This is a genomic window from Pseudomonas sp. AG1028, assembly GCF_007993955.1.
Taxonomy (GTDB): Bacteria; Pseudomonadota; Gammaproteobacteria; order Pseudomonadales; family Pseudomonadaceae; genus Aquipseudomonas; species Aquipseudomonas straminea.
Genome location: NZ_VIVP01000011.1, coordinates 1 through 20,837 on the forward strand (window position 1 = coordinate 1; position 20,837 = coordinate 20,837).

A 20,837-nucleotide genomic window follows, 5' to 3' on the forward strand; every position below is an offset into this window, starting at 1 on the left:
CTGAAAGTCGCCTGCCTGGAAGAGATCGCCTACGGGCAGGGCTGGATCGACCGTGACTGCCTGCTGCGCCAGGCCAAGGCGTTCGGCAAGACCGGCTATGGTCAGTACCTGTTCAGCCTCGCCGAGGACAACTGATGCACATCATTCAAACCGCCATCCCAGATGTTCTGATCCTCGAACCCAAGGTGTTCGGTGATGAGCGCGGCTTCTTCTACGAGAGTTTCAACGCTCGCGCCTTTAGCGAAGCCACCGGCCTGAACCCGAACTTCGTGCAGGACAACCACTCGCGCTCGCAACAGGGCGTGCTGCGCGGGCTGCACTATCAGGTCGAACAAGCTCAGGGCAAGCTGGTGCGCGTCACTGCCGGTGAGGTATATGACGTCGCCGTGGATCTGCGTCGCCAGTCACCGACCTTTGGCCAGTGGGTTGGCACCCACCTGTCCGCCGACAACAAACGGCAGATGTGGGTGCCCGAAGGCTTTGCCCACGGCTTCGTGGTGCTCAGTGAGTTCGCCGAGTTCCTCTACAAGACCACCGATTACTACGCGCCAGCCCATGAGCGCTGCATTCGCTGGGATGATCCGAAACTGGCCATCGCCTGGCCGCTGCAGGGCGAGCCCAAGTTGTCAGCGAAAGATCAGCAGGGCCTGAGCTTCGACGAAGCGGACGTGTTTGCATGAAGATCCTCCTGCTCGGCCAGCATGGCCAGGTCAGCCGTGAACTGCAATGGCTGCTCGAAAGCCGCCATGAGCTGATCGTGCTGGGCCGCGAACAGCTCGACCTTGCCGACATCGATAACCTGCGTGAAGCGGTTCGCCGCCTGCAGCCAGAGCTGATCATCAATGCTGCTGCCCATACCGCGGTAGATGCTGCGGAGAGCGAGCCGGAGGCTGCCTTCGCCATCAATGCTGTCGCGCCCGGTGTACTCGCCGAGGAAGCTGCGGCGCTGGACGCACCACTGATCCACTACTCCACCGATTACGTGTTCGACGGCAGCAAAGCCAGCGCCTACATCGAGGAAGATGCACCCAACCCGCTGAGCGTCTATGGCCGTAGCAAGCTGGCCGGTGAACAGGCCATTGCCACGGTGGGCGGCAAGCATCTGATCCTGCGCACCAGTTGGGTGTATTCGCTGCATGGGCGCAACTTCCTGCTGACCATGCAGCGCCTGCTGCAGGAGCGCGAGCAGCTCAGCGTGGTGGCCGACCAGGTCGGCGCACCGACCTGGGCCGGCAGCATCGCCGCCGCGACGGTGCAGTTGATCGAGCGCTGGCAAAAGCAGCAGACCGCGACCTGGGGCATCTATCACTTCAGCGCACGCGGTGAAACGTCCTGGTTCGGCTTTGCCGAGGCCATCGCCGCGCAGCTGCAGGCGCAAGGCAAAACCATTGCACAGCTCAAGCCCATCGCCACCACCGAGTACCCGACGCCTGCCAGGCGCCCACTCAACTCGCGGCTCGATTGCTCGCGCCTGGAGCGCGACTGGGGCGTACGCCTGCCAGACTGGCACGATGGCCTGCTCGAGTGCCTGAACACCCCGCATTGATGCCAGCCTGTAGCCCGAGTCGAGCGCAGCGATACCCGGGGCACCCTCCATCGCCGCGTTCGGGCTGGGCTACCTGGCGCCCGGCGTATGCGGTCATAATGGCACGGTCTTTCCGGCGCCCACTCGATGAACACGATTCCCAGCACCATTCCCAAACGCCCCCGCTGGCGCAGCCTGGCAATCCTGGCCCTGCTGCTGGCGCCGCTGCTGTGGCCGCTGCACTACGTCGCCGACCGCTACTACCGCACCCAGCTGACCGAGCAGAACCGCCAGACCCTCGACCTGTACGTGGCCAACCTGCTGGGCACCCTGCGCCGCTACGAAGTACTGCCGCCGATTCTCGGTGACCTGCCGGGGCTGCGCACCGTGCTGGCCACGCCGGGTGACGAAGCCGCGCAGGCTGCCGCCAACCAGCTGCTCAAGCGCGTGCGCCAGCAGACCGGCGCCGACGTCATCTACCTGATGAACACCAAGGGCGAAACCCTGGCGGCCTCCAACTGGGACCAGCAGGACACCTTCGTACGTGGCAACTTCGCCTTTCGGCCCTACTTCCAGGAAGCACTGGCTGGCCGCCTGGGCCGCTTCTTCGGCCTTGGCACCACCTCCGGCAAGCGCGGCTACTACTTCGCCTCGGCGGTTTACGACGGCAACCAGAAGATCGGCGTCATGGTCATCAAGGTCGACCTGGACCACACCGAAAGCCTGTGGGGCAACACGCCGGAACAGCTGCTGGTGACCGACGGCAACGGCGTGGTGATCCTGACTTCGCGCCCGGACTGGCGCTTTCACGCCAGTCGCCCACTGGACAAGGCCGAGCGCGCCTCCATCGCCGCCATCCAGCCCTACCCGACGCAGTCCCCACCGCCCCTGCACCTGGACGCCGACGTTTGGCTGACCCAGAGCCGGGTGCTCGATGAAACCGGCTGGAGCGTGAGCATTCTCGCCCCGCGGCTGGTGCTCGACCGCTCGGTGCGCACGGTGATGGCCATCGGCGGCGGTGCCCTGCTGGTGCTGATCCTGCTGGTCGGCCTGATGATGCAACGCCGCCGTCACTACCTGGATCGCATCGCCCTCAACACCCGCGCCCGCCAAGAGCTGGAGCAGCGCGTGCAGGAACGCACCCAGGACCTGGAACGCCTCAACAGCCGCCTCAAGCAGGAAGTGCTGGAGCGCGAGCAGGCCCAGCAGGAATTGGTGCAGGCCCAGGACGAACTGGTCCAGGCCAGCAAGCTGACCGCCCTGGGCACCATGAGTGCGAGCATCAGCCACGAACTCAACCAGCCCCTGGCGGCCATCCGCAGTTACGCCGAAAACGCCGGCGTGCTGCTCGACCACGAACGCACCGAGGACGCCCGCGGCAACCTCAAGCTGATCAGCCAGCTCACCGAGCGCATGGCCTCGATCATCGCCCATCTGCGCGCCTTCGCCCGCCGCGACCGCCACGCACCGGAAAGCGTGGCCCTGCAGCCGGCCATCGACGATGCCCTGGCACTGCTGGCCAAACGCCGGCGGGCCATGGACGTCGAGCTGATCCGTGACCTGCCCGACGCCACGCTGTGGGTGCAGGCTGGCGAAACGCGCCTGCGCCAGGTGCTCAGCAACCTGCTGGCCAATGCCCTGGATGCCCTAGCCGAGCGCCCGCAGCCACGGCGTATCTGGATCAGCACCGAGCTGCAGGGCGATCTGCTCGAGCTACACCTGCGCGACAACGGCCCCGGCTTTTCGGAAAGCGCCCTGGCCCACGCCCGCGAACCGTTCTTCACCACCAAGACCAGCGCCCAGGGCCTCGGCCTGGGCCTGGCGATCTGTGACACCCTGATGCGCGCCCTGGGCGGCGAACTGCTGTTCGCCAATCATCCCAAAGGCGGCGCGCACCTGATCCTGCGCCTGCGCACCGCCGACAACGGCGTGAACATCCAGCCGCCCGAGGACATCACCGTATGAGCACCATCGACGCCAACACCCAGGTTCTGCTGATCGACGACGACCCGCACCTGCGCCAGGCCCTCAGCCAGACCCTGGACCTGGCCGGCCTCAAGGTCGCCACCCTGGCCGATGCCAAGGGCCTGGCCGAACGCATCGAGCGCGATTGGCCCGGCGTGGTGGTCAGCGATATCCGCATGCCCGGTGTCGATGGCCTGGAATTGCTCAAGCAGCTGCACGAACAGGATCCGGACCTGCCGGTGCTGCTGATCACCGGTCACGGCGACGTGCCCCTGGCCGTGCAGGCCATGCGCGCCGGTGCCTACGACTTCCTTGAGAAACCCTTCGCCAGCGAAGACCTGCTGGAAAGCGTGCGCCGTGCCCTGGCCCTGCGCCGCCTGGTGCTCGATAACCGCAGCCTGCGCCTGGCCCTGGCCGATCGCCAGCAACTGTCCGGCCGGCTGGTCGGCAATTCGCCGGCCATTCAGCGCCTGCGCGAGCAGATCGGCTCCCTGGCCGGGATCAGCACCGACGTATTGATCCTTGGTGAGACCGGCGCCGGCAAGGAAGTCGTGGCCCGCGCCCTGCACGATCTGTCCAGCCGCCGCGACGGTCCCTTCGTGGCGATCAACGCCGGCGCCCTGGCCGAGTCCGTGGTGGAAAGCGAGCTGTTCGGCCACGAGCCCGGTGCCTTCACCGGTGCCCAGAAGCGTCGTATCGGCAAGTTCGAATTCGCCAACGGCGGCACGCTGTTTCTCGACGAAATCGAGAGCATGAGCCTGGACGTGCAGGTCAAGCTGCTGCGCCTGCTGCAGGAGCGCGTGGTCGAACGCCTTGGCGGCAACCAGCTGATCCCACTGGATATCCGGGTGATCGCCGCCACCAAGGAAGACCTGCGTACCGCCGCCGACCAGGGGCGCTTCCGCGCCGACCTGTATTACCGTCTCAACGTCGCGCCGCTGCGCATCCCGCCGCTGCGCGAACGCGGCGAGGATATCCTGGTGCTGTTCCAGCATTTCGCCAATACCGCCAGCGCCCGCCACGGCCTGCCGCAACGGGAACTGCAACCCGGCCAGCGCGCCATGCTGCTGCGCCACCCGTGGCCGGGCAACGTGCGCGAACTGCAGAACGCTGGCGAGCGCTTCGCACTCGGGTTGGAACTGGGCCTGGAGCTGGGCGTCGACAGCCAACTGCACAGTGCACCGCTGTCCGGCAGCCTCAGCGAACAGGTGGAAGCCTTCGAGCGTGCACTGATCGCAGCCGAGCTGACCCGCAACCATAATTCCCTGCGCAGCCTGGCCGAGGCGCTTGGCGTACCGCGCAAGACCCTGCACGACAAGTTGCGCAAGCACGGCCTAAACTTTGCCGACGCTGGCGGAAGCTCGCCAGACGACATCGAATAAATAAGCGGATTCCTGCCGAGTCTCACAACTGTTTTCGCCGCTCCTCTGCAAACCGCCAGTCTCCACGGGCTGGCGGTGTTTCTTTACAAAATTCAGCGGCCCATGCGCCATGGGGCTTTGCGCCTGACGCAAAGCTGCCATGCCGATCTTTCACACCGCCTGGCACAACGCTTGCTCTGCTGCTCATCAGCGAAAAACAAGTACAAGTCCAGGCCCAATCGCTGCCAACCGATCCTGCCGCTCAAGCGCGGCAACCTCGACTTGCTCTTGTTCGCTCGTTTTCGGCGCCCCGCGCCCAGCACGCTATCAACAACAAGAGGAAGCATCCCATGTTCAAATTCACTGCCAAGGCACTGGCTTGTGCCCTGTCGCTGAGCATCGCCGGCATGGCCCAGGCCGCCGAGCCAATCACCATCAAGTTCGCCCACGTGGTTGCCGAGCACACGCCGAAAGGCCAGGGTGCCCTGCTGTTCAAGAAGCTCGTCGACGAGCGCATGGATGGCAAGGTGACCGTGCAGGTCTACCCGAACTCCTCGCTGTTCGGCGATGGCAAGGAAATGGAAGCGCTGCTGCTCGGTGACGTGCAGATCATCGCGCCGTCGCTGGCCAAGTTCGAGCACTACACCAAGCAGATCCAGATCTTCGACCTGCCGTTCCTATTCAACGACATCAATGCCGTCGATCGCTTCCAGCAGAGCCCGGAAGGCAAGGCGCTGCTGACCAGCATGGAAAGCAAGGGCATCACCGGCCTGGGTTACTGGCACAACGGCATGAAGCAGCTGTCGGCCAACAAGAAACTGGTCGAGCCGAAAGACGCCCGCGGCCTGAAATTCCGCGTACAGGCTTCCGCCGTACTGGACGAGCAGTTCAAGGCGCTACGCGCCGCCCCGCGCAAGATGAGCTTCGCCGAGGTCTACCAAGGCCTGCAGACAGGTGTGGTCAACGGTGCCGAGAACCCGTACTCGAACATCTACAGCCAGAAGATGCACGAAGTGCAGAAGTTCATCACCGAGACCGACCACGGCGTGCTGGACTACATGGTGATCACCAACACCAAGTTCTGGGAAGGCCTGCCCGAAGACGTGCGCAGCGAGCTGACCGCGATCCTCGCCGAAGTCACCATCGAGGTGAACAAGCAGGCCGAGGCGCTGAACCAGAAGGACAAGCAGCGCATCATCGATGCCGGCACCACCGAAATCGTCACCCTGACACCCGAGCAGCGTGAAGAATGGCGCGAGGCCATGCGCCCGGTGTGGAAGAAGTTCGAAGGTGAGATTGGCGCCGACCTGATCAAGGCTGCCGAGGCTGCCAACCAGGCCAACTAAGGCCCTCAGGTGGCGACTCCTATGCGGGGTCGCCACCCGCTTTACCGATAGAGATTTCTTAACGGTCGCAGCCGCCGGGCTGCCGGGCCTTAGGCATCGCTGTCCCTTTTGTCGCCCTGCGACCGTTCCTTTGATGGAGATAACCCCATGCACGCTGTCCTTGGTGTCTGGAACAAGCTCGAAGAGGTACTGGTGGCATTCCTGCTTGCAGGCATGACCCTGGTCACCTTCTCGTACGTGGTATTCAACAACCTTTACGGTGTTTTCTACGCCCTGGGCGATGTGCTGCCGTTCGGCAGCGATGCCCTGTTCGCCATTGGCGACGGCATCCTCTTCGTCGCCCAGGAAATGACCTGGAGCGTGGCCCTGACCAAGGCCATGTTCGGCTGGCTGATCTTCGTCGGCCTGGCCTGGGGCGTGCGCATCGGTGCGCACATCGGCGTCGACCTGCTGGTGCGCATGTTCCAGCCGGCCCTGCAGAAGGCCGTGGCCATCGTCGCGCTGCTCATCTGCCTCGGTTACTGCGCGCTGATGGCCTACTCCAGCGAGCAGTGGGTCGCGCTGCTGTTCACCCTCGGCACCGGCGCCGAGGATCTGGACCGTTTCGGCGTGCAGCAATGGCACATCGTGATGATCGTGCCCATCGGCTTCACCCTGATGTTCCTGCGTTTCGCCCAGGTGCTGGTCCGGGTGATCCAGGACAAGCAGATTGGTTTTGGTGGTCACGGCGAAGTGGAAGACGCCATCAAACTCGCCGAAGAAACGGAGGCTAAACGATGACCATCGCATTTCTGTTCATCGCCCTGTTCGCGCTGATGTTCATCGGCATTCCGGTGGCGATTTCCCTGGGCTTGTCCGGGGCCATGACCATCCTGTTCTTCAGCAACGACTCGGTGCGTTCGCTGGCGATCAAGCTGTTCGAGACCAGCGAGCACTACACGCTGCTGGCCATCCCGTTCTTCCTCTTGTCCGGCGCATTCATGACCAGCGGCGGCGTGGCCCGTCGGTTGATCGATTTCGCCAACGCCTGCGTCGGCCACATCAAGGGCGGCTTGGCCATCGCCGCGATCCTGGCGTGCATGCTGTTCGCCGCGCTGAGCGGCTCGTCGCCGGCCACCGTGGCGGCGGTCGGCTCCATCGTCATCGCCGGCATGGTGCGCTCGGGCTACAAGAAGGAGTTCGCTGCCGGTATCGTCTGTAACGCCGGCACCCTGGGCATCCTGATTCCGCCGTCGATCGTCATGGTGGTCTACGCCACCGCGACCGAAACCTCGGTGGGCAAGCTGTTCATGGCCGGCGTGGTGCCGGGGCTGCTGTTGGGCGTGTTCCTGATGGTCACTATCTACATCATCGCCCGCGTCAAGAACATGCCGTCGCTGCCGCGCGCCTCGATGGCCGAGATCCTCACGGCTGGGCGCAAGGCCGGCTGGGGCCTGGCGCTGATCGTGATCATCCTCGGCGGCATCTACTCGGGCATGTTCACGCCGACCGAAGCCGCCGCGGTGGCCGCGGTGTACGCGGCTTTCGTGGCGATCTTCATCTACAAGGACATGACCGTTCGCGAATGCCCGAAAGTGTTCATCGAGGCCGGCAAGCTCAGCGTGGTGCTGATGTTCATCATCGCCAACGCCATGCTGTTCGCCCACGTGCTGACCACCGAGCAGATCCCGCAGTCGATCACCGCCTGGGTAGTGGATCAGGGCTTCAGCCCGATCGAGTTCCTGATCGTGGTGAACATCGTGCTGCTGATCGCCGGCACCTTCATGGAGCCGTCGGCGATCATCCTGATCCTGGCGCCGATCCTGTTCCCGATCGCCATGCAGCTGGGCATCGATCCGATCCACCTGGGTATCATCATGGTGGTGAACATGGAAATCGGCCTGATTACACCGCCGACCGGGCTCAACCTGTTCGTCACCTCGGCAGTTACCGGCATGCCGCTGACCCGCACGGTCCGCGCCGTATCGCCGTGGCTGCTGGTGATGCTGGCATTCCTGATCCTGGTGACGTACGTGCCGTTCATTTCCCTGGCGCTGCCGAACTGGCTGGGTATGAACTGATGGTTGCTGCGCCCTGCGGTATTGAAGCAGGGCTCTAGCTCGTAAGCCGTTGTACAGGCTGTTCCACGCGATAGAAAAGGAAGCCCGGCCTAGCGCCGGGCTTCTTCGTTGAGGACGGCGTACATGTGGGTCGTGCTGCCGCCCGCGATAACGGGTAACCTTGTATCCAGTCGTGACTTGCGGGTCATGAATCGCGTCAGCATAGGCACCTGAAAAGTCATCATGGCGCCTTCTTCTTGATAAGAAAGCGCGCCGCGCTCGACCCGCTGACCCGGTACGCGCCTGTCTTGCGTGCCGATCTGAATAGTTTAAGGAGTGTCCGCGTGAAGTCTCGTTTGCCTGTGATCGTCGGTTTCGGTGGCTATAACGCCGCTGGCCGCAGCTCCTTCCACCACGGTTTCCGCCGTACGGTGATCGAATCGCTGGACGAACAGGCACGTCAGGAAACCCTTACTGGCCTCGCGGTAATGACCAAGCTGGTGCGCGTGGTGGATGGCCGTTACCAGAGCCAGGACGGCGAAGCCCTGTCGACCGCCGACATCGAGCGCCACTACGGCACTCAGATTCTTGCCTCGACCCTGGTGCGCCGTATCGAAAAGCAGCACCTGGATCCCGATGCCGCCCACTGGCACAAGAGCATCGCAGTGGGTGGCGAAGCCGGCAGCCTGACCTTCGTCAGCAGCCGCAAGCAGCTGCCCGAGCCGCTGCCGGCCAATTGGTCGGTCGAAGAACTGGGCGGCAACGACGTGCGCGTCACCCTGCACGAAAGCTGCGAATTCAAGGTCGACAGCTACCGCGCCCTGCCGGTGAAATCCGCCGGCCAGTTGCCCACCGGCTTCGAGCCTGGCGAGCTTTACAACTCGCGCTTCCACCCCCGTGGCCTGCAGATGGCCGTGGTCGGCGTGACCGACGCCCTGCGTGCCACCGGCGTGTCATGGCAGACCATCGTCGACCACGTGGCGCCTGACGAGATCGCCGTGTTCGCCGGCAGCATCATGAGCCAGCTCGACGAAAACGGTTTCGGCGGCCTCATGCAGTCGCGCCTCAAGGGCCACCGCGTCAGCTCCAAGCAGCTGGCCCTGGGCCTGAACACTATGCCGGCCGACTTCATCAACGCCTACGTGCTGGGCAGCGTCGGCACCACCGGCAGCGTCACCGGTGCTTGCGCGACCTTCCTGTACAACCTGCAGAAGGGCATCGAGCAAATCAATGCCGGTAAGGCCCGCGTGGTGATCGTCGGCAACAGCGAAGCACCGATCAACGCCGAGTGTATCGAGGGCTACGGCGCCATGGGCGCCCTGGCCACCGAAGACGGCCTACGCCTGATCGAAGGCAAGGACGACGTCGACTTCCGTCGCGCCAGCCGCCCGTTCGGCGAGAACTGCGGCTTCACCTTGTCCGAAGCCTGCCAGTTCGTAGTGCTGATGGACGATGAGTTGGCCCTGCAGCTGGGCGCCGATATCCATGGCGCCGCCACCGACGTGTTCATCAACGCCGACGGCTTCAAGAAATCCATTTCCGCGCCAGGCCCGGGCAATTACCTGACCGTCGCCAAGGCAGTCGCCGCTGCCACTCAGCTGGTCGGTATCGACGCCGTGCGCCAGCGCAGCTTCGTGCATGCCCACGGCTCCAGCACCCCGGCCAACCGGGTCACCGAATCCGAACTGCTGGATCGCGTTGCTGCCGCCTTCGCCATCGACAGTTGGCCGGTGGCCGCGGTCAAGGCATTCGTCGGCCATTCCCTGGCCACCGCCAGTGGCGACCAGGTGATCTCCGCGCTGGGCACCTTCAAATACGGCATCATCCCCGGTATCAAGACCATCGATGAAGTGGCTGCGGACGTCCACCAGCAGCACCTGAGCATCAGCAAAGTGGATCGCCACGACCAGCGCATGGACGTGTGCTTCATCAATTCCAAGGGTTTTGGCGGCAACAACGCCAGCGCCGTGGTGCTCGCCCCCCACGTGGTCGAGCGCATGCTGCGCAAGCGCCATGGCGAGGCGGCGTTCAGCGCCTACCAGCAGCGTCGCGAGCAGACCCGCGCCAACGCCCGGGCCTACGACGAGCAGGCGACCAAGGGCCAGCTGGAGATCATCTACAACTTCGGCAATGACCTGATCGACGACACCGAAATCGCCATCGATGACGCGCAGATCAAGGTGCCGGGCTTCGCCCAGCCGCTGGTGTATAAAAAGGATGATCGCTACAGCGACATGCTGGACTGAGGCGTAAACCACGAACTCCGTAGGAGCGTCGCCCTCGGCACGAACGATTGCGACCCTACCGTGATTTCCGCGCTGGCCGGACGATTCGCCGCCAGGTCGCGGCTTCTAAGATGCTTGGTTACGGGGAAGGGCTAACGAATTGGCGTTAGCCGCTTGGCTTCCTCGACTAGCAACGCGCGCCACTCGGCATCCGCCGGCAACGCCAGGAAGAACGGATTGAGCAGCGTCTCGCGGGCTTCGTAGCGCAGCGGCTCGCCCCACAGCGTCAGCACCGCGCCACCCGCCCCTTCCAGCACGCCCTGCGCCGCGGCGGTGTCCCACTGCGAGGTGGGTGCCAGGCGCGGGTAGAAGTCGGCACTGCCTTCTGCCAGTTGGCAGAACTTCAGCGAACTGCCGACGCTGACTCGCTCGATCCCACCGAAATGGGCCACCAGCGCGGCCAGCAACTGTTCCTGATCGACGCTGCCATGGCGGCGGCTGGCGACCACCGTCAGGCCGTCAGCCGGCGTCTCGCGCACGCTGATCGCGCGCGGCTGCTCACCCGGCGCGACGCACCAGGCGCCGAACGCGCGGCCGCCGTGATAGATCACGCCCGTGGCCGGAATGCCGACCACGCCGAACACCACTTCACCTTGCTCGATCAACGCCACGTTGACGGTGAACTCCTCGCTGTCGGCGATAAATTCCTTGGTGCCATCCAGCGGGTCGACCAGCCACCAGCGCGACCAGCCGGCGCGCTCGCTCAGGGCGATATCGGCATCTTCCTCGGACAGCACGGGAATGCTCGGCTCCAGCGCCAGCAAGCCCTCGGCGAGGATGCCGTGGGCGGCCAGGTCGGCGGCGGTAACCGGCGAGGCATCGGCCTTCTCGATCACGTCCACGCCCTGGCGCCAGAACGGCAGGATAGCCTCGCCGGCGCGCTGTACCAGATCCAGCACGCCGGGCAGCAACGGATGACTCATCGACTCAGTTCCCCGCGTTGCTCCAGCAGATCACGCACCAGATACAATGCTGCCAGGGCGCGGCCTTCGCTGAACTGCGGGTGCTGGATCAGCGCGGACAGTTCGCGCAGGCTGACCTTGTCGACCCGCAGCGGCTCGGGCTCGTCGCCGGGCAGGCTCTGTGGATAAAGATCGCGGGCCAGCACCACCTGGATCTTCTGGCTCATGTAGCCCGGCGACAGGCTCAGCTCGGTCAGGTGCTCGAGGCGGCGGGCGCCGAAACCGGCCTCTTCCTGCAATTCGCGATTGGCGGCATCGAGCACGTCTTCGTCCGGCTCGATCAGGCCCTTGGGCAGCGACAGCTCGTACTCGCCGGTGCCGCCGCAGTATTCCTCGACCAACAACACGTGCTCGTCATCGGCCATCGCCACGATCATCACCGCGCCATGGCCGGTGCCGCGCCCGACCAGCCGCTCATAGGTGCGCTCGGCGCCGTTGCTGAAGCGCAACTGGATCTCCTCGACACGGAACAGGCGGCTGCTGGCGACGATCTCGCGGGCGATGACGGTGGGCTTCTGACGCATGGGTGAGTCCTGCTGTTGGGCTGACCGGAACGGTTATCATACCGTGCCTGCCCTGATTGTCTGCGTCCTCGCCGTAGCATTTGACGACCTGCAGGCAGCGTACCGCCATTTACCACCTGGAGAGTTGCCTCGCCATGAACCTGCCCTGGTCCGACATCGACACCGTCCTGCTGGACATGGACGGCACCCTGCTGGACCTGCACTTCGACAACCACTTCTGGCTCGAGCACCTGCCGCAGCGCTACGCCGAGCACCACGGCATCAGCCGCGCCCTGGCCGATGCCGAATTGCAGCCGCTGTTCACCGAGCACGCCGGCCAGCTGAACTGGTACTGCACGGACTTCTGGAGCCGCGAGCTGAAGCTGTCGATCAAGGACCTCAAGCGCGAGGTCGCCGACCTGATCGCCCTGCGCCCGGACGCCGACACCTTTCTCGCCGCCATCCGCCAGGCCGGCAAACAGGTGGTGATGATCACCAACGCCCACCGCGACTCCCTGTCCCTGAAGATGGAACGCATCGAACTGGCGCCCTACTTCGACCGCATGATCAGCTCCCACGACTATGGCTTTCCCAAGGAAGACCAGCAGTTCTGGGCGGCCCTGCAGCAGGACCTGACGTTCGAGCCGGCGCGCAGCCTGTTTATCGACGACAACATCCCGATCCTGCGCAGCGCCGGGCGCTTCGGCGTGAAACACCTGCTGGCGGTGTACGAACCCGATAGCCGCAAGGGCGTGAAGGACACCGAGGAGTTCGCCGCGGTGGGCGATTACCGGGAGTTGTTGCAGGGGCTGTGAGCGTAATGCTTTTGTAGGAGCGGCTTCAGCCGCGAGCTTTTTGTTTGCCTCGATAAAAAGCTCGGGGCTAAAGCCCCCTCCTACGAGACCGCTAGATGTCCGCTTTACTTGCTTCTGCCTCCAACAAACGCCGCACCAAAAGGCTTCGCCTGCGCCCCGCCGCGGTGCGAAAACCAGCTAAAAACCCATGATAATCAAATAAATTCCATATAAATCAATTAATTAAAAATTGGCACCGCTATTGCTCTAGTGATTTCAACTTGGATACAAGATGGAATCTCAGCGCATGTCCCACGCCTCCTTCGCCTTCACCCTCGCCGACTGGCAACAGGCTTACCGTGACGCCGCCCAACCCGCCGAGTTGCTGCACGGTCTGCTGGCGGCCCTCGATACGGCCGACAACGCCTGGATCAGCCTCGCCACCGCAGCGCAGCTCGATGCCCAGCTCAGCCACCTGCAGGCGCTGCTCGACCAGGCCGAAGGCCAGCAGAGCAAGCTGCCGCTCTACGGCGTGCCCTTCGCCATCAAGGACAATATCGACGCTGCCGGCTGGGCGACCACCGCCGCCTGCCCCGAATTTGCCTACCAGGCCGAAGCCGACGCCACGGTGGTTGCCCGCCTGCGCGCTGCCGGCGCCATCCTGATCGGCAAAACCAACCTCGACCAGTTCGCCACCGGCCTGGTCGGCACCCGCTCGCCCCATGGCGCCGTGGTCAACAGCTTCAATGCCGACTACGTCAGCGGCGGCTCCAGCTCCGGTTCGGCCAGCGTGGTCGCCCGCGGCCTGGTGCCGTTCTCCCTGGGCACCGATACCGCCGGCTCGGGCCGCGTACCTGCGGGCTTCAACAACATCGTCGGGCTCAAGCCGACCAAGGGTTGGCTGCCCAACACCGGCCTGGTGCCAGCGTGCCGCACCGTGGACTGCATCTCGATCTTCGCCCTGACGGTGGGCGATGCCGAAACCGTGGCGGGGATCGCGGGTGGCTACGACGCTGCCGACGCCTACTCACGGCAGAACCCCAACAGCGCACCAGTCGGTATGCAGGCCGCACCGACCTTCGCCGTACCGGACAGCCTGGAATTCTTTGGCGACACCCAGACCCAGACGATTTTCGAGCAGGCGCTGGCGCAACTGAAAAGCCTTGGCGTGACGCTCAAGACCATCGACTTCGGCCCGTTCCGCCAGTTGGCCGAGCAGCTCTATTACGGCCCCTGGGTCGCCGAGCGCACGGTTGCCGTGGAAGGCGTCGACCCGGCGCATATCGACCCGGTGGTGCGCGGTATCGTCGAGAACGGCCACCAGTACAGCGCCTGCGACGCCTACAAGGCCGAGTACCTGCGCGCTGAACTGAGCCGCACCATCAACGACGCGCTGGCCGGCTTCGATGCGCTGATGGTGCCGACCTCGCCGACCATTCGCAGCCTCGCCGAAATGCAGCAGGAGCCGGTGCTGTTCAACAGCCAGTTCGGCACCTACACCAACTTCACCAACCTGGCCGACCTGTCCGCCCTGGCGCTGCCGGCCGGCCTGCGCGGCGACGGCCTGCCCGCCGGCATCACCCTGCTCGCCCCGGCCTGGCATGACCGCGCCCTGGCGGCCTTCGGCAAACGTTGGCAGGCCAGCCTGGAACTGCCACTGGGCGCCACCGGCCGTGCTCTGCCGCCGCAAACCGTTGCCACCGCTGTGCCAGCCGGCAGCGTACGGGTCGCGGTGGTCGGCGCACACCTGACCGGCATGCCGCTGAACTTCCAATTGACCACCCGCGACGCAGTGCTGGTCGAGCAGACCCTGACCTCGCCGGACTATCGCCTCTACGCCCTTGCCGGCACCGTGCCGCCTAAACCGGGCCTGGCGCGCAGCACCGACGGCAGCTCGATCATCGTCGAGCTGTGGGACATCCCCCTGGCGCGCTTTGGCGAGTTCGTCGCCGAGATTCCCGCACCGCTGGGCATCGGCAACCTGACCCTGGCCGACGGGCGCAGCGTGAAGGGGTTCATCTGCGAGCCCTGGGCGCTCGGTGATGCCCGCGACATCACCAGCTTCGGCGGTTGGCGCGCCTTTATCGCCAGCCAGCAAGCCACCAAGAACTGAACCCGCAGAGTGGATGGCCGAAGCCATCCACCCACGAACAGCTGGTGGAAAACGCTTCGCGGTTTCCCACCCTACGTCGAGGACACGAACATGTTCCATACCGTACTGATCGCCCACCGCGGGGACCAGCTGCGCAGCAGCGCAGCGACGAAGTCAAAGTGCCGGGCGGGCATAGCCCGTCGCGGCGATCTCGCCACGGAGAACCACTATGTTTGAAACAGTTCTGATCGCCAACCGTGGCGAGATCGCCGTCCGCGCCATCCGCACCCTCAAGCGCCTGGGCGTGAAGAGCGTGGCGGTGTATTCCGATGCCGACCGCAATGCCCAGCACGTACGTGATGCCGACGTGGCCGTGGCCCTTGGCGGCGACAAGGCTGCCGACAGCTACCTGCGCATCGACAAGATCCTCGCCGCCGCAAAAGAAACCGGCGCCCAGGCCATCTATCCCGGCTACGGCTTCCTCTCCGAGAGCGCCGAGTTCGCCGAGGCCTGCGAGAACGCCGGTATCGCCTTCGTCGGCCCGACGCCCGCCCAGATTCGCGAGTTCGGCCTCAAGCACCGCGCCCGCGAACTGGCCGCCGACGCCCAGGTGCCGATGGCGCCCGGCACCGCGCTGCTGCAGAGCCTGGACGAAGCCCTAGGTGCGGCGGAAAGCATCGGCTACCCGATCATGCTCAAGACCACCGCCGGCGGCGGCGGCATCGGCCTGACCCGCTGCGCCGATGCCGTGGCCCTGGCCAGCGCCTACGACAGCGTCAAGCGCATGGGCGAGCAGTTCTTCAGTGATGCCGGCGTTTTCATCGAGCGTTTCGTCGACCAGGCACGACACGTCGAAGTGCAGATCTTCGGCGACGGCAAAGGCCGCGTGGCGGCCCTTGGCGAGCGCGACTGTTCGCTGCAGCGGCGCAACCAGAAGGTGGTCGAGGAAACCCCGGCGCCGAACCTGCCACAAGCTACCCGTGAGCGCCTGCACGCGGCGGCCATCCAGCTCGGCGAGTCGGTGAGCTACCGCAGCGCCGGCACCGTGGAGTTCATCTACGACGCCGCCCGCGACGATTTCTACTTTCTCGAAGTGAACACCCGCCTGCAGGTCGAGCATCCGGTCACCGAGATGGTCACCGGCCTCGATCTGATCGAATGCATGCTGCGCGTGGCCGCCGGCGACGAGCTGGATTGGGCCGCCCTGAGCCGCGCCCCGCAAGGCGCCGCCATCGAAGTGCGCATCTATGCCGAAGACCCGCTGAAGAACTTCCAGCCCAGCCCCGGCGTGCTCACCGACGTGCATTTCCCGGACGATGTGCGCGTAGACGGCTGGGTCAGCACCGGCAGCGAAGTTTCGGCGTTCTATGACCCGATGATCGCCAAGCTGATCGTCCACGCACCGACCCGCGATGAGGCCATCGCCAAGTTGCAGAAAGCCCTGGGCGAAACCCGCCTGCACGGCATCGCCAGCAACCTCGATTACCTGCGACAGGTGGTGGCCGAGCCGCGCTTTCACAGCGCGCAGATCTGGACGCGTCTGCTCGACACCTTCAGCTACGCGGCCCAGGTGGTCGAAGTACTGGAGCCCGGCACCTACAGCAGCGTGCAGGATTTCCCGGGCCGCCTCGGCTACTGGGACATCGGCGTGCCACCGTCCGGGCCGATGGACGATTACGCCTTCCGCCTGGCCAACCGCATCGTCGGCAATCACGAGAGTGCTGCCGGCCTGGAATTCACCCTGCAGGGCCCAAGCCTGCGCTTTCACAGCGACGCGCTGATCGCCCTCGCCGGTGCCGACTGCCCGGCCGAACTGGATGGCGAAGCCGTGCCCTACTGGGCGCCGATCGCCATCAAGGCCGGCCAGGTGCTCAAACTCGGCCGCGCACAGAGCGGCTGCCGCACCTACCTGGCGGTGCGCGGCGGCTTCGACGTTCCGGTGTACCTGGGCAGCCGTTCGACCTTCGCCCTCGGCCAATTCGGCGGCCACGCCGGGCGCACCCTGCGCGCCGCCGACATGCTGGCCATCTCCCAACCGGGGCTGCCGGCCTGCACCACGCCAGCGCCGGTCAGCGAACCCCAGGCGCTGGCCGACAGCCTGATTCCCGCCTACGGCACCATCTGGAACATCGGCGTGCTCTACGGGCCCCACGGCGCGCCGGACTTCTTCACGCCGGAGGCCATCGAACAGTTCTTCGCCGCCGACTGGCAGGTGCACTACAACTCCAATCGCCTGGGCGTGCGCCTGTCCGGGCCGAAGCCGAGCTGGACCCGCGCCAACGGCGGCGAGGCCGGCCTGCACCCGTCCAACGTGCATGATTGCGAGTACGCCATCGGCGCCATCAACTTCACTGGTGACTTCCCGGTGATCCTCACCAAGGACGGCCCCAGCCTCGGCGGTTTCGTCTGCCCGGTGACCATCGCCAAGGCCGAGCTGTGGAAGGTCGGCCAGGTCAAGCCGGGCGATACCCTGCGTTTTCACCCGATCAGCTTCGAGCAGGCCCAGGCGCTGGAGCAGGCGCAACTGGCCAGCCTGCAGAGCCTGAGCGCGGTCAGCGCCGCGCAACTGCCGGCGCCGAGCCTGCAACCGGGCGACACGGTTTCAGCAACCGTACTGGCCGAGCTGCCCGCCGATGGCAACCGCCCGCGCACGGTCTATCGGCAGGCGGGCGATGCCTACATCCTGCTCGAATACGGCGACAACGTGCTCGACCTGGCGCTGCGCCTGCGCGTGCACCTGTTGATGGAAGCGCTCAAGGCCCAGCCGCTCGCCGGCCTGGAAGAACTGGCGCCCGGCGTGCGCTCCCTGCAACTGCGTTATGACAGCCGCGTGCTGCACCAGCAGGCGCTGCTCGACCACTTGTTGGGGCTGGAAGCCAATCTGGGCGATGTGGCGGATCTCAAGGTGCCGACCCGTATCGTCCACCTGCCGATGGCCTTCGAGGACAGCGCCACCCTGGCCGCCGTTACCCGCTACAGCGAAACGGTGCGCAGCCAGGCGCCGTGGCTGCCGAACAACGTCGACTTCATCCAGCGCGCCAATGGCCTGACCACCCGCGAAGAAGTACGCGACATCCTGTTCGACGCCAGCTACCTGATTCTCGGCCTCGGCGACGTCTACCTCGACGCGCCCTGCGCCGTGCCCCTCGACCCGCGCCACCGGCTGCTCAGTTCCAAGTACAACCCGGCGCGTACCTACACCGCCGAAGGCACCGTGGGCATCGGCGGCATGTACATGTGCATCTACGGCATGGACTCGCCCGGCGGTTACCAACTGGTCGGTCGCACCCTGCCGATCTGGAACAAGTTCGTGAAGAACGCCCAGTTCGAGGGCGGCCAGCCGTGGCTGCTGCACTTCTTCGACCAGGTGCGTTTCTACCCGGTCAGCGAGGCCGAGCTGGACGACTTCCGCGAGGCGTTCCGCGAGGGCCGCGCAGAAATCCGCATCGAGCAGAGCACCTTCGACTTCGCCGAGTATCAGGGTTTTCTGGCCGACAACGCAGCGAGCATCGAGGCCTTCCAGCGCCAGCAGAAGCAGGCCTTCGATGCCGAAGTGCAGCTGTGGCGCGAGGACGATGCCGACAGCCACACCGCGCCAGCTGCCAGCCAGGAGGAAGACGAAGCCGTCGACGGCCACCTGGTCAGCGCCGATATGTGCGGCAGCGTCTGGAAGGTGCTGGTCGAGCCCGGCCAGTACGTCGAGGCCGGCGCCACGCTGCTGGTGGTCGAGGCGATGAAGATGGAGTTGGCGGTCACCGCACCGCTGGCCGGGACGGTCAAGGCCGTACGCTGCCAGCCGGGCAAGGCGGTCACCCCGGGTGACGCGCTGCTGGTGCTCGAACCGGGCGAGGCGGCCTGAGATGCAACTCGTCGACCCGATCAGGCGCGGCAAGGAACGCCCGGAGAATCTCGCCGAGCGCATCTACGGACAGCTCAAGGACGACATCTTCGAGTTTCGCCTGCTGCCCGGCGACCGCTTCAGCGAAGGCGAAGTCGCCGAGCGTATGGCGGCCAGCCGTACACCGGTGCGCCAGGCCCTGTACCGGCTGGAGCGCGAGGGTTACCTGGAGGTGTATTTCCGCAGCGGCTGGCAGGTCAAGCCGTTCGACTTCGCCCACTTCGAGGAGCTTTACGACGTGCGTATCGTTCTCGAGCAGGCGGCGGTCAAGCGCCTGTGCGACCGCGAGGCGGAGCAAACCCCCGCCCTGCTGAGCGAACTGAAACGCATCTGGATGGTGGCGCCCGAGCAGCGTCTGGAAGAAGGCCGCGAAGTGTCACGCCTCGACGAGCGCTTTCACTGCCAACTGGTGGAAGCCACCGGCAACCGCGAGATGGCCCGCCTGCACGGCGAGGTCAGCGAAAAGATCCGCATCATCCGCCGTCTGGATTTCACCCAGACGCCACGGGTGGAAGCCACCTACGACGAACATGCACGCATTCTCGGCGCGATCCTGTCGCGCCGCTGCGAAGAGGCACAGCTGTTGCTCAAGGCCCACATAGAGGTCAGCAAGGCGGAAGTGCGCAAGATCACCCTGCACATGCTGCACAGCGCTCGCGAGCGCGCCGTGCAGGCGCAGGGTTGACGTGATGTCCCTTGATCCACTGCCAACAACACATAACTCGTTTGTGAATGGAGATCGAACTATGCAACGTCGCAGCCTGATCAAGGCCTTCACCCTTTCCGCGTCCATCGCTGCCATGGGCCTGACCTGGACCGTGCAGGCCGCCGAGACCATCAAGGTCGGCATCCTGCACTCGCTGTCCGGCACCATGGCCATTTCGGAAACGTCACTGAAAGACATGGCGCTGATGACCATCGACGAGATCAACGCCAAGGGCGGCGTGCTCGGCAAGAAGCTCGAGCCGGTGGTGGTCGACCCGGCGTCCAACTGGCCGCTGTTCGCCGAACGTGGCCGCCAGCTGCTGACCCAGGACAAGGTCGCGGTGACCTTCGGCTGCTGGACCAGCGTGTCGCGTAAATCGGTACTGCCGGTCTACGAGGAACTCAACGGCCTGCTGTTCTACCCGGTGCAGTACGAAGGCGAGGAAATGTCGCCGAACGTGTTCTACACCGGCGCCGCGCCGAACCAGCAGGCGATCCCGGCAGTGGAATACCTGCTCAGCGAAGACGGCGGCGGCGCCAAGCGCTTCTTCCTGCTCGGCACCGACTACGTCTACCCACGCACCACCAACAAGATCCTGCGCGCCTTCCTGCACAGCAAGGGCGTACAGGACAAGGACATCGAAGAGGTCTACACGCCGTTCGGCCATAGCGACTATCAAACCATCGTCGCCAACATCAAGAAGTTCTCCGCCGGCGGCAAGACCGCGGTGGTGTCCACCGTCAACGGCGACTCCAACGTGCCGTTCTACAAGGAACTGGCCAACCAGGGCATCGAAGCCACCGACGTGCCGGTGGTGGCGTTCTCGGTCGGCGAGGAAGAACTGCGCGGCATCGACACCAAGCCGCTGGTCGGCCACCTGGCGGCCTGGAACTACTTCCAGTCCGTGGAGAACCCGGTCAACGAGAAGTTCGTCGCCGACTGGAAGGCCTACGCCAAGGCCAAGAAGCTGCCGAACGCCGGCACCGTGGTGACCAACGACCCGATGGAAGCCACCTACGTGGGCATCCACATGTGGGCCCAGGCCGTCGAGAAGGCTGGCACCACCGACGTCGACAAGGTGCGCGTGGCCATGGCGGGCCAGGAATTCGCGGCGCCGAGCGGCTTCACCCTGAAGATGGACGAGAAGAACCATCACCTGCACAAGCCGGTGATGATCGGCGAGGTTCAGGAAGACGGCCAGTTCTCGGTGGTCTGGGAAACCGAAGGGCCGATCCGCGCCCAGCCGTGGAGCCCGTACATCGAGGGTAACGACAAGAAAGGCGACACCCCGGTGAAGTCGAACTGATCCGCACCGCGGCACAGGCGCCGAGTCGTTCTCCGGCGCCTGTGCCGCGGGACAC

At 65.1% G+C, this 20,837-nt stretch carries 15 protein-coding genes and 1 pseudogene; 14 read left to right on the top strand and 2 right to left on the bottom strand.

Annotated elements, in window-relative coordinates; genetic code table 11:
• The 9 genes and pseudogenes from FB481_RS23395 to FB481_RS18345 all read left to right on the top strand — a co-directional run.
• Positions 1-135: pseudogene (locus FB481_RS23395) on the top strand (glucose-1-phosphate thymidylyltransferase); the annotation flags it as partial.
• Entirely contained in the window at positions 135-680 is a 546-nt protein-coding gene (gene rfbC / locus FB481_RS18310) for a dTDP-4-dehydrorhamnose 3,5-epimerase (protein WP_093507165.1), read from the top strand. The pseudogene FB481_RS23395 and the gene rfbC, both read left to right, overlap by 1 nt.
• Positions 677-1,546, top strand: coding sequence for a dTDP-4-dehydrorhamnose reductase (rfbD, locus tag FB481_RS18315; protein WP_147177284.1), 870 nt, complete (start codon positions 677-679; stop codon positions 1,544-1,546). The genes rfbC and rfbD overlap by 4 nt, the downstream gene beginning before the upstream one ends.
• A gap of 126 nt (positions 1,547-1,672) precedes the next feature.
• Positions 1,673-3,490, top strand: coding sequence for an ATP-binding protein (locus tag FB481_RS18320; protein WP_093507169.1), 1,818 nt, complete (start codon positions 1,673-1,675; stop codon positions 3,488-3,490).
• On the top strand, positions 3,487-4,872 hold the full coding sequence (locus FB481_RS18325) for a sigma-54 dependent transcriptional regulator (protein ID WP_147177285.1): 1,386 nt from the start codon (positions 3,487-3,489) through the stop codon (positions 4,870-4,872). The genes FB481_RS18320 and FB481_RS18325 overlap by 4 nt, the downstream gene beginning before the upstream one ends.
• Before the next feature lie 329 nt (positions 4,873-5,201).
• Positions 5,202-6,197, top strand: a complete 996-nt coding sequence (dctP, locus tag FB481_RS18330) for a C4-dicarboxylate TRAP substrate-binding protein DctP (RefSeq protein ID WP_027910127.1) — start codon at positions 5,202-5,204, stop codon at positions 6,195-6,197.
• Between the two features lie 147 nt (positions 6,198-6,344).
• Positions 6,345-6,977 (top strand): TRAP transporter small permease, encoded by a 633-nt coding sequence (locus FB481_RS18335; RefSeq protein ID WP_093507173.1) that lies wholly within the window; start codon positions 6,345-6,347, stop codon positions 6,975-6,977.
• A complete protein-coding gene (gene dctM, locus FB481_RS18340) occupies positions 6,974-8,257 on the top strand; it encodes a C4-dicarboxylate TRAP transporter large permease protein DctM (RefSeq protein ID WP_093506497.1) in 1,284 nt (427 codons plus the stop codon). Before FB481_RS18335 ends, dctM begins: the two co-directional genes overlap by 4 nt.
• Positions 8,258-8,580: 323 nt before the next feature.
• Complete coding sequence (locus tag FB481_RS18345; protein ID WP_147177286.1) at positions 8,581-10,482, top strand: beta-ketoacyl synthase; 1,902 nt, start codon at positions 8,581-8,583, stop codon at positions 10,480-10,482.
• Between the two features lie 131 nt (positions 10,483-10,613).
• Here the strand turns inward: FB481_RS18345 and cysQ are convergent, their stop codons facing one another.
• Positions 10,614-11,444 carry a 3'(2'),5'-bisphosphate nucleotidase CysQ gene (cysQ, locus tag FB481_RS18350; protein ID WP_147177287.1) on the bottom strand — a complete coding sequence of 277 codons (831 nt, stop codon included), beginning with the start codon at positions 11,442-11,444 and terminating at the stop codon, positions 10,614-10,616.
• The gene (gene nudE / locus FB481_RS18355) at positions 11,441-12,007 is read right to left on the bottom strand and encodes an ADP compounds hydrolase NudE (protein WP_093506491.1); all 567 of its coding nucleotides are present in this window, start codon (positions 12,005-12,007) and stop codon (positions 11,441-11,443) included. Before nudE ends, cysQ begins: the two co-directional genes overlap by 4 nt.
• Before the next feature lie 134 nt (positions 12,008-12,141).
• Between nudE and yrfG the strand changes: the two genes are divergently transcribed.
• The 5 genes from yrfG to urtA all read left to right on the top strand — a co-directional run bounded on the left by yrfG (position 12,142) and on the right by urtA (position 20,782).
• Complete coding sequence (gene yrfG, locus FB481_RS18360; protein WP_147177288.1) at positions 12,142-12,801, top strand: GMP/IMP nucleotidase; 660 nt, start codon at positions 12,142-12,144, stop codon at positions 12,799-12,801.
• Between the two features lie 286 nt (positions 12,802-13,087).
• Entirely contained in the window at positions 13,088-14,893 is a 1,806-nt protein-coding gene (gene atzF, locus FB481_RS18365; protein ID WP_256662773.1) for an allophanate hydrolase, read from the top strand.
• A gap of 208 nt (positions 14,894-15,101) precedes the next feature.
• Entirely contained in the window at positions 15,102-18,731 is a 3,630-nt protein-coding gene (gene uca / locus FB481_RS18370; RefSeq protein WP_147177290.1) for an urea carboxylase, read from the top strand.
• A 1-nt stretch (position 18,732) separates the two neighbouring features.
• The gene (locus FB481_RS18375) at positions 18,733-19,455 is read left to right on the top strand and encodes a GntR family transcriptional regulator (protein ID WP_147177291.1); all 723 of its coding nucleotides are present in this window, start codon (positions 18,733-18,735) and stop codon (positions 19,453-19,455) included.
• Positions 19,456-19,516: 61 nt separating this feature from the next.
• Positions 19,517-20,782 (top strand): urea ABC transporter substrate-binding protein, encoded by a 1,266-nt coding sequence (gene urtA / locus FB481_RS18380; RefSeq protein ID WP_147177292.1) that lies wholly within the window; start codon positions 19,517-19,519, stop codon positions 20,780-20,782.
• The last annotated feature ends 55 nt before the right edge of the window (positions 20,783-20,837 follow it).

Bases quoted from the DNA above. Each gene is read 5' to 3' on its own strand.
- rfbC (WP_093507165.1), top strand. From the start codon at position 135: ATGCACATCATTCAAACCGCCATCCCAGATGTTCTGATCCTCGAACCC.
- rfbD (WP_147177284.1), top strand. From the start codon at position 677: ATGAAGATCCTCCTGCTCGGCCAGCATGGCCAGGTCAGCCGTGAACTG.
- FB481_RS18320 (WP_093507169.1), top strand. From the start codon at position 1,673: ATGAACACGATTCCCAGCACCATTCCCAAACGCCCCCGCTGGCGCAGC.
- FB481_RS18325 (WP_147177285.1), top strand. From the start codon at position 3,487: ATGAGCACCATCGACGCCAACACCCAGGTTCTGCTGATCGACGACGAC.
- dctP (WP_027910127.1), top strand. From the start codon at position 5,202: ATGTTCAAATTCACTGCCAAGGCACTGGCTTGTGCCCTGTCGCTGAGC.
- FB481_RS18335 (WP_093507173.1), top strand. From the start codon at position 6,345: ATGCACGCTGTCCTTGGTGTCTGGAACAAGCTCGAAGAGGTACTGGTG.
- dctM (WP_093506497.1), top strand. From the start codon at position 6,974: ATGACCATCGCATTTCTGTTCATCGCCCTGTTCGCGCTGATGTTCATC.
- cysQ (WP_147177287.1), bottom strand. From the start codon at position 11,444: ATGAGTCATCCGTTGCTGCCCGGCGTGCTGGATCTGGTACAGCGCGCC.
- nudE (WP_093506491.1), bottom strand. From the start codon at position 12,007: ATGCGTCAGAAGCCCACCGTCATCGCCCGCGAGATCGTCGCCAGCAGC.
- yrfG (WP_147177288.1), top strand. From the start codon at position 12,142: ATGAACCTGCCCTGGTCCGACATCGACACCGTCCTGCTGGACATGGAC.
- atzF (WP_256662773.1), top strand. From the start codon at position 13,088: ATGTCCCACGCCTCCTTCGCCTTCACCCTCGCCGACTGGCAACAGGCT.
- uca (WP_147177290.1), top strand. From the start codon at position 15,102: ATGTTTGAAACAGTTCTGATCGCCAACCGTGGCGAGATCGCCGTCCGC.
- FB481_RS18375 (WP_147177291.1), top strand. From the start codon at position 18,733: ATGCAACTCGTCGACCCGATCAGGCGCGGCAAGGAACGCCCGGAGAAT.
- urtA (WP_147177292.1), top strand. From the start codon at position 19,517: ATGCAACGTCGCAGCCTGATCAAGGCCTTCACCCTTTCCGCGTCCATC.